The 12,715-nt window shown below is 43.0% G+C and carries 10 protein-coding genes; 6 read left to right on the forward strand and 4 right to left on the reverse strand.

The genetic code is table 11. The features are described from left to right. Positions 1-295 precede the first annotated feature (295 nt). The 4 genes from CHU92_RS14840 to CHU92_RS14855 form a co-directional block, all read right to left on the reverse strand. Entirely contained in the window at positions 296-1,198 is a 903-nt protein-coding gene (locus CHU92_RS14840) for an IS1595 family transposase (protein WP_094416951.1), read from the reverse strand. Positions 1,199-1,407: 209 nt separating this feature from the next. Then, positions 1,408-5,088 (reverse strand): autotransporter-associated beta strand repeat-containing protein, encoded by a 3,681-nt coding sequence (locus CHU92_RS14845; RefSeq protein ID WP_165764679.1) that lies wholly within the window; start codon positions 5,086-5,088, stop codon positions 1,408-1,410. 319 nt (positions 5,089-5,407) lie between these two features. Further along, positions 5,408-5,899, reverse strand: coding sequence for a 6,7-dimethyl-8-ribityllumazine synthase (ribH, locus tag CHU92_RS14850; RefSeq protein WP_094417075.1), 492 nt, complete (start codon positions 5,897-5,899; stop codon positions 5,408-5,410). Between the two features lies 1 nt (position 5,900). Continuing rightward, on the reverse strand, positions 5,901-6,677 hold the full coding sequence (locus tag CHU92_RS14855) for a tetratricopeptide repeat protein (protein WP_094416955.1): 777 nt from the start codon (positions 6,675-6,677) through the stop codon (positions 5,901-5,903). 141 nt (positions 6,678-6,818) lie between these two features. On the opposite strand from CHU92_RS14855, the gene recF reads away from it, so the two are divergent. The 6 genes from recF to CHU92_RS14885 all read left to right on the forward strand — a co-directional run bounded on the left by recF (position 6,819) and on the right by CHU92_RS14885 (position 12,665). Continuing rightward, the gene (recF, locus tag CHU92_RS14860; RefSeq protein WP_094416957.1) at positions 6,819-7,898 is read left to right on the forward strand and encodes a DNA replication/repair protein RecF; all 1,080 of its coding nucleotides are present in this window, start codon (positions 6,819-6,821) and stop codon (positions 7,896-7,898) included. Positions 7,899-8,040: 142 nt separating this feature from the next. Beyond that, the gene (locus CHU92_RS14865; RefSeq protein ID WP_094417077.1) at positions 8,041-8,712 is read left to right on the forward strand and encodes a DUF2461 domain-containing protein; all 672 of its coding nucleotides are present in this window, start codon (positions 8,041-8,043) and stop codon (positions 8,710-8,712) included. 257 nt (positions 8,713-8,969) lie between these two features. Continuing rightward, a complete protein-coding gene (murB, locus tag CHU92_RS14870) occupies positions 8,970-9,995 on the forward strand; it encodes a UDP-N-acetylmuramate dehydrogenase (protein WP_262494656.1) in 1,026 nt (341 codons plus the stop codon). Between the two features lie 69 nt (positions 9,996-10,064). Next, a complete protein-coding gene (locus CHU92_RS14875; RefSeq protein WP_094416961.1) occupies positions 10,065-11,171 on the forward strand; it encodes a glycosyltransferase in 1,107 nt (368 codons plus the stop codon). Further along, entirely contained in the window at positions 11,162-11,725 is a 564-nt protein-coding gene (locus CHU92_RS14880) for an RNA polymerase sigma factor (RefSeq protein WP_165764680.1), read from the forward strand. The genes CHU92_RS14875 and CHU92_RS14880 overlap by 10 nt, the downstream gene beginning before the upstream one ends. A 106-nt stretch (positions 11,726-11,831) precedes the next feature. Next, on the forward strand, positions 11,832-12,665 hold the full coding sequence (locus tag CHU92_RS14885) for an energy transducer TonB (protein ID WP_094416963.1): 834 nt from the start codon (positions 11,832-11,834) through the stop codon (positions 12,663-12,665). Positions 12,666-12,715: the final 50 nt, after the last annotated feature.

Genomic DNA, 12,715 nt, shown 5'->3' on the forward strand with positions numbered 1-12,715 from the left:
CACCAGATACTGGTGATAAAAGACTCCAGCAACACTTCTTTTTATAAAAATTGTTCAATTGTGAGACCGGTAGCCATTCACAGTGTTCTATCTGTTCCCCGAAACCCCATTTTGTCCAACATTTGCTTCATAAAAACCATTCCACCCACGGGGTAATCTCTTTATTGTAAAGGATAAATCGAATTTCATCACTATTTTTTTCTACTGCTACGCAGTTGGACTTTCAGGCCTAAAATATGCTTTTTTCTCTATTGCGTAATTTGGGTTAAATAAAACTATAATTAAAAAAATTGAGTTATATAGTTAGTTTCTGTATTATTTGATTATGATATATAGGTTTTGAGTTTATCATTCTTTCGATTGTTTTGTGAAATATATTCTCTTTAAAAATAGATTTATTCATTCTAAAAGAGAATTCATCAAAATACGACTGAACGTGCTTTTTACTAACATGAGTTGGAACTGTTCTAATCCAAGACTTTATCTGGTGTACTACAACGTGTATTTCTTTAAAATTCCTTCCTTTTTTGCTTTCTTTTTGCTCAATATTATACATTGCTTTTAATGGTGAATATCCTCGCCATTTGTCTGTAAATATTTTGGCACTTGTACTTATGTGTTCCTCAAAAATAGGTGTTAATGACTTAGCTGAATAGTCATCAATTGCTTTCACATAAACGCGTTTTATCTTGTTTTTTTCTGTTAGTTCAACTGCTATAACTGCCGTAGTCTTTTTTGTGTCATAACTTCTTCCTTGTTTTGCGTCTTCTTTCCCACCAACTACAAATTCATCTACATGGACAATTTGCGATAAAGGATATTTCTGACTGCTTTGCATTGCAACACGTACCTTCTGCATGAAAAACCAAGCTGTGGTTTGGCTTATTCCATAACGCTTTCCAACTTGAATACTTGACATGCTTTTAGTTGAAGTTGTCATCTCAAAAACAATTAAAAATGCTTTTTGCAAACCGAATTTTACTTTATGAAAAAGTGTATTTGCTGTTGAACTTTCAACATGATTACAAGAATAACATTGATAGTTATATCCCGCTTTTTCACATCCTTTTTCAGAACCGTATTTTGAGCATTTAAAGCCATCCATCCATTTGATTTTACTTAAATAAGCTTTACAAGCATCATCGTCCGGTAATTCTTTTACTAAGTTGAGTATGTTTTGACCTTTAAAAACTTTCATAATATAGTATTTATAGGTGCTAATATACAGAAATTAAATTAATAACTCGTTAAAAAAAATTGGAAAAAACCTTTTTAAAGCTTTATTCATTAATCACATTATTTGCTTTAACTTCTTAATTTTGATAAAAATATGATTCCGGATAATTTTATATACACTACACCTGTAAAAGAATAAGCAACGGGATTCCAAATAATAAAAAAATAATACTAATGGACGAGTTTCCTGTTATAAATACCTTTTACGGTAGTGATTTTTAGGAGTAATACCTGCTGTTTTGCCACAAGGCCATCCAGCAATACCTCTGTAGACATTAGCCTCTCACGGCTATACACCAGCCTTCCCCTTATGTCGTACACCTCAATACCTGTGATATCTTCCTGTGGCGCGCTCACCACAACCGTATCGCCCTGCCTGTATACGCTAAGGGACGTACCGGCAGTAATCGTGGGCCTGTTAAGTGTATTATTAGCAAATACTATTTCAAACCTGTTACTAAAAGTTCCCGCCCCGGTCGTAAAGGTATAGGCGCCATCGGCAAAATTGTGTACCGTGCCGACAGCATTATCTTTGAGGTACACGGTCTGGCCTTCGCCAAACAAACCGTTTACGCGGCCTATGGCTACCTCATAAGTACCAGACTGGGCTGTACGCAGCTGCAGCGGCACCACATCCGTATCGGTAAATGGCAATGCACGTGCGTGTATAATGAATTCCTTACCATTCAGTACAGGCGCAAGTACAAAATCTGCATCGTTAATGTAGGGCGCGTCAAGCCCCTCATCTTCTTCATTAGTAGCGCCGGCTACATAGCCCGTATACATCTGGCTAAAACGCTGGCCGGGGCCTGTAAGATTGAGCCATATTCCGTGGCTTTCGGTTTCCGGCGCATTCATCCTAAAGAACTGGTTGGCCGTGTCGGTGCTTCGCATACCGTTCGTAAATAAGGCATTGAGCGAACCGGGGCTGTTTTTCATCTTCACAATAAAACCCTGCCCTGTCCTGATGATGCCCAGGGGATCTTCCTGCTCGGGCTCCCCATTGGAAGTGTATATCCCCACACTGTTTATGGTGACATAGGCCGATGAAGGGCTGTTGTTGGTTTTCCTCCATATCCAAACATTGCCGTCTATAGCGTTGGTATTGGCCGCCCTGAATACCGCAAGGCTAATGGGTGACGGGTACGGGTTACCTACAAAATTATAGCCGTTTCCTGCCGTGCTGAGGCTTACTGTAATATTGCCGTTATTAGGTAAGCCGGAAAACCTACCGTTGAACGTCATGGTGGTGATTCCCTGCTGGTATTCGGCAGCATTAGTACTGAATGTACCTGTAGGGTTCCCCTGGCCGTCAAAGCTGCCGTTTGGCATTCGTATCAGGTAGCCAGTACCGGGTGTAAAGGTTGTGGCTGACGATGTGCCCAAGCCGGGTACCTGGATATACTGGTCAGTAGCAGTATTGTAAGTGTAAAAACGGTTGGGCAGCGTATTGGGTGAAAAACCGAAAAGGTTCTGCGCGGCTACCGGTGATGACCACATGGTGTAATCCTGCCTGAAAAGCGGCGAACTGTTCCTGAAAACTACTACATTACCCGAATTGTTGTTTGTGGTAGTGGCAGCGCCCTGCAGCAGGTTGGCATTATTAAGGAATGACACGTTGCCCCCTGAATTAACAAGGTTGCCCCCTACAGTAAGGTTTTGCCCCGAAACTACTGTTAAGGCCACATTAGTTACAGTGGCATTACCGGCGGTGACTACGTTGCCCGCAAGGGTTTTTGCCCCGGAGCCAGAAAGAATGAGATTACCATACTGTGACCCGCCAAGCGTAGAAACAGACTGCGCCCCGCCGTAATATTCCGTAGTACTGGTGGCTCCCAATGTGTAATTGGCGTAACCCGCAGGAAATGAACCTGTACCGCCTATACGCAGCGTGGCACCATTGGCGATGCTAAAGGTGGCCCCTGTACCAGTATTGGTAAGGGTATTGGAAGCAATGTCAAGCGTAGAGGCATTAATAGCTACATTACCCCTTGCTGCAGTGTTGGCCGACAAAGATTTTGTGCCTGTGCCTGATATAGTAAGGTTGCCATAGTCAGTACTGTTAAGCGCAGCCACTACCTGGTTACTGCCATAGTACTCCACTGTTGACGAAGCACCCAGGGTATGGGTGGCAAAGTTGGCCGGGAAAGTACCGGTGCCGCCTATGCGGAGGATGGCGCCGTTGGCAAGGGTAAGCGTACCGCCCGAGACAGCCCTGCTCAGGGTGTTGGCACCAATATCAAGCGTACCGGCGTTGATATTCAGGTTGCCCGAAATGGCCCTGTCTGCACTAAGTGTGATGGTGCCGTTATCTACCGTAACGTTATTAGGCCCGAATGTAGCAGGCCATTCAGCACCGGTAGTAAGGGAACCCGGAAGGTTATAAATAAGGTTGCCGCCCGTGCCGTAGCGTATAGCCGCGCCGGCGCCTAACGACAGGGTTGCGGAACCTGTTACGGTAAGGTTACCGTTGATCGTAAGTACGCGGCCTGCTGTTATGGACAGGGTACCGCCACTAAGGGTAAGGTTACCGATGGTTTCATCAAAACCTACATTAAAAGTACCTGATGAGAGGTTTACAGATGCAGCATCAGGGATAATGTTAGCTGCACCCACCGTAAACGTTCCGCCGTTGATGTTATAAACTGTTGATGCCATAGCCACCGCTGTGGAGAGTTCATCACCCGAAACCGTAGTGCTGCCGGTGTAGCCTTGTGTACCATAGAGCGAAAGGGTGCCACTGCCCTGCTTGGTGATAGTGCCGGAACCGCTTATGGAATTCTGGAAGATGGTGCCTGTCCAGCCCCCGGTAATGGTCAGGTTACCCGAGCCAAGCGACACCGAGCCACCATTATTAAAACCAGTTTCCCGTACCGAAGCTACTGAGGTATCTACGCCGTTAAGGTCAAATGTTGCGCCAGCGCTGATAAACACATTGGAGCCGATACCGGGCCTGCCTGAACCACTCAGCCTGAGTGTTCCGCCGGTAATACGGGTGTTGCCGGTATAGGTATTGGCCGCCGCGAGCGTAATGGTACCTGTACCTTGTTTTATAAGTTCATTGACAGAAACAATAGTAGTAGAATTGGCATCCGTGCCGTTGCTTATGATACCGTCAAAAGTTGATGAGCCATTACCGCCGCCTATTTCGACGGTACCGGTAGAGCGGATAGAAGCATTTTTCCAAAACATGTTATTGCTGTTCCCACTTGTCTGGTTCCATATAGCAAAACTGGTAATATTGTCTGTTGCCCCAAGTGTGCCGGCAAGTACCATATCAAAAGAAGTAGCGCTGTTAGCCGATGAAATGGTAAGGTTCGCCGTTCTCGCCGAAGTGAGTTTCAGCCTGAAGGTTACATCCTGGTTTGGCGTAGCGAATCCGCTACCTGCTGAAGAAGCAGCGGGAAACCAGTTGCCATTCGTATTGATCTGGAAACGCGCTCGTTGGTTTACCAGCAAAGCGCCATAGTTTGAATATGTTGTATTTCCGTTAAAAGAAATACCCGCAGTACCATTGTCAAAAAAATTAGTAGAATTATTTACGAAAGCCGTGATTACAAATTCGTCGCCTACCTGCATAGGGCGGGAAATACCCTGGGTGCCAAAGGTATTGGTGGTAAAAGTACGAAATGTTGCCACACCCGGATTACCTATAAAACCACTTCCGCTACCGTTAGCAAACACACCCAGTTCGGCAGCGCCGTTATCAAAAGTGCCTGCAAAATAATTACTGCCTGTAAATACGGTATGGGTCTGGTTAAAAGCAACTGTTTGCGTGGTATAGTTAAGTGTTACCTGCGCATTCAGGGTATTGGTTAACATAAATAAAAGCAGGAGTAGTTTTTTTTTCATTTCCATAAATCATTTAAAAAACATTATTACATTAAAAATGAAGCACTTGTTTGTGCTTCATTCATACTCAAATGTAAAAATACATACAAAAAGTTGGTTTTACATACTAACTTTTTTTAACATTTAAACTATAACGTTTTCGTGTTGAAAAGTTTTTTAAAAATGATTATTTTAAAAAAAAAGATACGGGTTTTAAAAAAAATTAAGTAATACAATAGCAAATGTGCAATTGATGTGCCGCTGCAATTCTGACAGTAAAGTTTAAGGATAAGAGACTACTCTTGTAGTGAAAGGTTATTGTTACTTATACAAAATATAGTTACTTTACCCTGTGCTTTAAGCCGGCCATTTTCATGGCTACTACTGCTGCTTCCGTGCCTTTATTGCCGTGTTTGCCCCCGCTCCTGTCTATGGCCTGCTGCAGGTTATTATCTGTAAGCACACAAAAGATTACAGGGACATCAGTAATAATGTTAAGGTCTTTTATGCCCTGTGATACCGCTTCACAAACAAAGTCAAAGTGTTTCGTCTCGCCCTGTATAACGCTGCCTATGGCAATTACTGCATCAACAGCCTGTGATTGTATCATTTTTTTGCAGCCGTAGATTAGTTCAAAACTTCCCGGGACATTCCATATTACCAGGTTTTCTTCCGGCACGCCATTATCCCGCAGCGTTTCAACAGCTCCTTTATATAGCCCAGAAGTTATGTTTTCATTCCACTCTGAAACAACAATCCCAAACCGGAAATTTTTCGCGTTTGGGATTGTGTTTTTATCGTAATGTGATAAATTCTTATTTTCGGTTGCCATATTATTCGGCCTTTGCGATGTAGGCATCAATGTTTACGCCTTCAGCAGAAGTATCATATTTATCTTTTATTTCCTGGTAATATTTAAGCGCGTCAGCCTTTTTGTTCATGGACATTAAAAGCTGAGCCGCCTTAAACAGGAATCGTGGTGTAGTGAGCTCATTGTCACTGGCCTTTATGGCTTTTTCATAAAATTTTAGTGCGTCTTCATTCTGCTTCAGCTGGGCAAAAGCATCGCCTTTGGCACCTTCGGCCATGGCAGTAAGTACATCATCGCCGGATTTGAATTCTTCCAGATGTTTCACGGCATCCTTATATTTACCGGTATTAAGGTACGCCATACCGGCAAAATAATGTGAAAGGTTAGCCGCGTCAGTACCACCATAATTTTCAATTATGCCCAGGAAACCGAGTTTACCTTCACCACCTTTTAGCGACAGGTTATAAAGTGAGTCATTTGCGGTGGGGGCATCAATAGCCTGTGTAAAGTATTCTTCTGCCTGGAACATTTCCCTGGCAGCCTCGTCTTCTTTAGGAGTGGCAACAAACTTGTCATAAAGCAGGTAACCCACAGTAGCAAGGGCTATTATACCAAGCACTACAAATATAGCTTTTTGGTTACGGGCTACCCACGCTTCCGTTCTGGATGCGCTTTGGTCCAGCGTATTAAACACTTCAGCAGTAGTACTTTTGCCATCAAATTTTTCTTCAGGCTCAATATCATTAACTTCAGCTACAGGTTTGGGTGCTTTATATCCTCTTTTGTTATACGTTGCCATTTATTTCATTTTTGTGAGCCGCAAAAATAAAATTTTTATTGAATATTAAAATATCTTTTTATTGATATTTTTTGAATAATTTGCAGCCACTTTAAAAAAAGCATATACCATAACCGTTCGCTTATACCGGACGCATTGCGCATGTACCTGAAACAATTATCCATACTTAATTATAAAAACATTGCTGAAGCAGTATATGTTTTTGACCCGAAGATTAACTGTTTTACAGGTAAAAACGGCATTGGCAAAACCAACGTGCTGGATGCGGTATACCACCTTGCTTATGGAAAAAGTTATTTTAACCCGCTGGCGGTCCAGAACATTAAGCACGGTGAAGATTTCTTTGTCCTTGAAGGCACATTCAGCAAGGATGGCCGTACCGAACAGGTTGCCTGCAGCCTGAAGAAAGGGCAAAAAAAAGTACTGAAACGCAACGGCAAAGTGTATGAAAAATTTTCAGAACATATAGGTTTTATACCTCTTGTGATCATTTCACCATCTGACAATGACCTGATTATGGAAGGCAGCGAAACCCGCAGGAAGTTCATTGACAGTGTCATTTCACAGCTCAACAGCCGGTACCTGCAGCAGCTTATAGCCTACCAGAATATTATAGCGCAGCGGAATGCCCTGCTGAAGTACTTTGCACTCAACCGCGTATTTGATAAAGAGCAACTTTTGGTTTATAATGAGCAACTGGAACCACTGGCACAGGCTGTTTTTGAAGAAAGGAAAAAATTCCTTGAAAATTTCATACCTATTTTTAGCCACCACCACAGGACCATCACTGACGCGGCCGAAAGCGTAAACCTCATCTACGAAAGCCACCTGCACCATAATAGCCTTAGCGGCCTGCTTGAAGAAAACCTGGGCAGGGACAGGGTATTGCAATATACCAGTACCGGTGTGCATAAAGATGACCTTTTGTTCGAGATAGAGGGCCACCCCATAAAAAAATTTGGTTCCCAGGGCCAGCAAAAATCATTCCTCATCGCCCTGAAGCTGGCGCAGTTCGAGTTTATAAAGCAGCAAAGCGGCGTGCTGCCCATACTGCTTTTTGACGATATTTTTGACAAGCTGGATGAGACGAGGGTAGAAAAAATAGTTCGGATGATAGATGATAAGGTGTTCGGGCAGATTTTTATATCCGATACCCATACCGGTCGCACGGAAGCTATAGTCAAAGCCACACACCAGAGCTATAAGATGTTTACTTTATAAGAGTTGATTGAATTATTGATTTGCTTAGCCGGTATCCTGCTTTTTTTACTTTAAGCAAAAACTTTGTTACTTTGTTACTTTGTTACTGGCAAACCGATTATGTACAAAAAAAATTCACGAATCCACAAATTATCAAAAACAGATGCTTCAAAAAGAAACCCTCCAATTCATCAGTGACCTTAAAGCCAACAACAACCGTGACTGGTTCCAGGCAAACCAAAAGCGGTATGACGCTTATAAAAAAGAGTACAAACAACTTATTGAGGCCTTTATTGCCGAAATGAGCAAAGGCGATGCTTCACTGGCCCAACTGGAACCTAAGCACTGCTCGTTCAGGATAAACAGGGACATCCGGTTTACGAAAGACAAGTCGCCTTACAAGACCAATATGGGCATATGGATGTGCGAAGGCCGCAAGGGTACTAATAAGGCAGGCTATTATGTGCATATTGAGCCGGGGGCAAGTTTTGTAGCAGGGGGGCTATACATGCCTGAGGTAGCTGACCTGAAAAAAGTGCGCCGCGAAATTGCCGGGTTTTATGAAGACCTTGAAGCCATTGTAGGACATGAAGTATTTATAAAGCTATTTGGGACGCTTGACCGTGATGAAAATATTGCGCTTAAAACCGCACCTAAAGACTTTGATAAGGAACATCCCGCCATTGAATTCCTGAAGCTGAAAAGCTTTACTGCCACGGCAAAAATTAGTGATAAGGAGCTTGATGATAAAAATTTTGTAAAGAAAACATCAGAAAAGCTGCTGGTGCTGAAACCCTTGATTGAATTTCTGAACCGCGGGCTTTCTACAGAGTAACAGAACAGCTGTAACCCCCTGAAATATCATCCTGAAGCTGCCCGGAGGATACTGCAGTCCCCTGCCCAGCCCCGACAGAAGCGGCATCCTCCGCGGCGCCTGCTTTTGCGGCGCGGAGATACAGCGTATGGCGGGACCAAGCCCTGCCCGGCAAGCCGTACGCGTGCCGCTCCAAATGAAGCAATTAGCGTGTGTGCATTTTTTTTACACATTGCTATTGCGTAAATCGGGATTAACGTACTTTTGCCACGGCAAAAATAACCGCAGGCATGGAAATTATCAAAGACTTTTCCCTGAAAGGCTACAATACCTTTGGCATAGACGCAAAAGCGTCAGCATTTGTCGCCGTACACACTGTTGCAGAACTCGCGCAGGTTTTAAAAGAAAATACGGGCAGGAAACTGTTTATCCTGGGCGGCGGCAGCAACATGCTGCTGACTAAGGATATCGACGCACTTGTGCTACATATAGACCTAAAAGGTAAAGAGGTGGTAAAGCAGGAAGAAGGCTATGTACACATAAAAGGGATGGCGGGCGAAAACTGGCACCAGTTTGTACTGTACTGCATTGAGAGTAATTATGGCGGGCTGGAAAACATGTCGCTAATCCCCGGGAATGTGGGTACTACGCCCATACAAAATATAGGCGCTTACGGGACTGAAATTAAAGATACTTTTGTGTCATGCGAGGCTATGGACACAGAAACGCAGGAATTAAAAACCTTCACTAAGGAAGAATGCGAATTTGGCTACCGGGAAAGTGTTTTTAAAGGCAGGCTGAAGAACCGGTACATAATAACTTCGGTTACTTTCAGGCTTACTACTAGGAACCATAAAATAAATACTGCCTATGGCGATATTGCTGCCGAACTTGCCCGAAATAATATAACCCTTCCGGGTATAAAAGATGTAAGCGATGCCGTAACTGCCATACGCCAGAGCAAGCTGCCCGACCCAAAAGAACTGGGCAACAGTGGCAGTTTCTTTAAAAATCCGGTTATCACAAAAGAACAGTTTGACAAAGTATACCGGCAGCACCCGCAGATGCCGCACTACATACTGAACGACGCTGAAGTAAAAATCCCGGCAGGCTGGCTTATAGAGCAGGCAGGCTTCAAAGGCAAGCGTTTTGGCGATGCCGGAGTACATGCCAAACAGGCACTGGTACTGGTAAATTACGGTAACGCTACCGGGAAAGAAATACTGGAGCTATCAAAGAAAATCCAACAAAAGGTACTGAATAAATTTGGTATCGCTATTGAAGCCGAGGTTAATATTATTTAGCCTAAATATATTTTCAATTACTATTTGAACGTAACTTTGCGGTAAAATTAAAAAAACAGAAAAGCCTATATGCTGAACATTATTTTCTATGCCTTTATCGGGGTTGTGGCCATACAGCTGTTTTATTATGGAGGTATTTTTTCGAAATTTGCTTTTGCAAAACCTAAAACCATAACGCCAAAAAAAATACCTGTCTCTGTGATTGTTTGTGCTAAAAATGAGGCTGAAAAAGTAAGGGAGTTTGTGCCACTTTTGGCCACACAAGATTATCCTGACTATGAAATTGTACTGATTGATGATGCCTCCAGCGATGAAACCCTTGATATTTTTGAAGCTTTTGAAAAGCAGTACAGCAACATCAGGCTTGTTAAGGTAGAAAACAATGAGGCATTCTGGGGCAATAAAAAATTTGCGCTTACCCTGGGCATAAAAGCTGCGCGGAAAGAATACCTTCTATTTACGGATGCTGACTGCTACCCTGCCGATAAATACTGGATAGCCAGCATGAGTTCACAGTTCACAATGAGTAAAACCATCATACTGGGCTATGGGGCTTATGAACGGGTGAAAAATTCTTTCCTTAATAAGATTATAAGGTTTGACAATATGCTTACGGCTACACAATATTTTTCGTGGGCAAAAGCCGGGATGCCCTTTATGGGCGAAGGCCGCAACATGGCGTATAAAAGGGAAGAGTTTTTTAAAGTAAACGGTTACATTGACCACATGAACATCCGCAGTGGCGAAGATTCGCTTTTTATTAACCGCGCTGCTACTAAAAAAAATACGACGCTTTGCTACGCACCCGGCAGTTTTACCTATTCTGAACCCAAACATAAGTTCAGGGACTGGTTCATGCAAAAACGCCGCGGCGCTTTTACCGCTTCCTTTTTCAGGCCATTGCATAAGTCCCTGTTACGGCTTTTTTTCTTGTCGCAGCTCTTGTTTATCATCCTGGCAATATTACTGGCCGTGTTGCAGTTCAGCTGGATGTTGCTGGTCCCCGTAATTGCCTTCCGGTATATTTTCTCCTGGATTACCATGGGCTACAGCGCCTCTAAACTAAACGAAAAAGACACCGTTTACTGGTACCCTGTTATCGAAATTATCCTTATCTTCACACAACTTAATGTTTTCTTTACCAATTTGTTTTCAAAACCGGTACATTGGAAATAAACGCTGATCAGATACAGGCCAACATAGAAAAAGCCAAAAAGGGCGACCAGGTAGCATTTACATTCCTGCTTGATTTTTTTTGGAACGAAGTTTATGGCTTTATGCTGAAACGTACCGAAAATGAAGCAGATACGGAAGATATTGTTATAGAAACCTTTGCCAAGGCATTTGATAAAATCGGAACTTATAATCCTGATTATGCTTTTAATACATGGCTGATAGCAATAGCAAAGAATGTGCATATTGATATGCTGCGCAAAAAAAAATCATCGCTTTTTATTGAAATTAATGACGTAAACGACCAGCAGGCTTACTATGTGGCCGACAGTACACCCACTGTGGAAGACCGGCTGATTAAAGAACAAAACCTCTCGAGCCTGCTAAACTGTATTAGACAATTGAAACCGCAGTACCAGGAGGTCATCCAGCTGCGTTATTTCCAGGAACTCAGCTACCAGGAAATAGCAGACCAGCTTGGCGAGCCACTTAATAATGTGAAAATAAAGCTCCTCCGTGCGAAAAAGCTCCTCTCAGAAATCATAAGGAAAAAATAAGCAGCATTATTTACTTTTTAAACATTTACAGGTATTTGTATAATATATACCGATACTTAACCGTTTTAGTAAATATAATTTACCATCAACCTTAAATTAATTTATTATGTCAAAAGCTAGCGTTTTCAACTACGGATGGATTGACCTTGTGTTTGAAGGCAGGAACCAGAATTATGGTGCCTACCAGCTGCGCCGACAGGATCCCAGAACTACAGTTATAGCCTTACTTTTAGGTATTGGCCTTATCGGGGTGCTTGTGGGCATACCCGCCACAATTAACTACTTTAGCAGGACAGGCAACGGCCCTGTAGAAATCCCGCGGCCTAATGTAATTAAAGTAGATAAAATATATACAATCCCTGAGCCTGAAAAACCAAAGCCACAGGAACAAGCAGCGGGGGCTGCCGCACCAAAAAGCCCTGAGGAGACAAAACGTTTTACGCCGCCAACACCTGTTTCAGGCCCCGCAGATGATGAAGTACCTACAACCCGGGAAGTACAGCAAACAAATCCGGGACAAATGACACAGGCGGGTACAGGCGCTAACGAGATTGTTACGGGCCCAACTTCAGGGACAGGCGGAACCGGAGGCACGGGTACTCCGACCGCTGGAACTGGAAATGAGGTTGTTAGCATGCCGGAGCTGGATGTAATGCCTGAATTTCCTGGTGGAATAAAAAAATTTTTTGATTATGTTGGAAAAAATTTCAGGACACCTGACAGTGAAACTGCCGGCACACTAAAAGTGTATGTATCTTTTATCATTGAAAAAGATGGTACCCTGACGGATATTAAAGTGCCACACGACCCGGGCAGCGGCATGGGTGATGAGGCTATACGGGTTTTGAAATCACTTAAGACAAAATGGAAGCCGGGTATTAGGAACGGAATGCCTGTAAGGACTAAATACTACATGCCTATTATCGTAAGGCTTCATTAACAAAGAGTTCCCCTTGGGAGCTTTTTTTATGCATATCATTTTACATTTGG

The sequence above is a fragment of the Flavobacterium cyanobacteriorum genome (assembly GCF_002251835.1).
Lineage (GTDB): Bacteria > Bacteroidota > Bacteroidia > Flavobacteriales > Flavobacteriaceae > Flavobacterium > Flavobacterium cyanobacteriorum.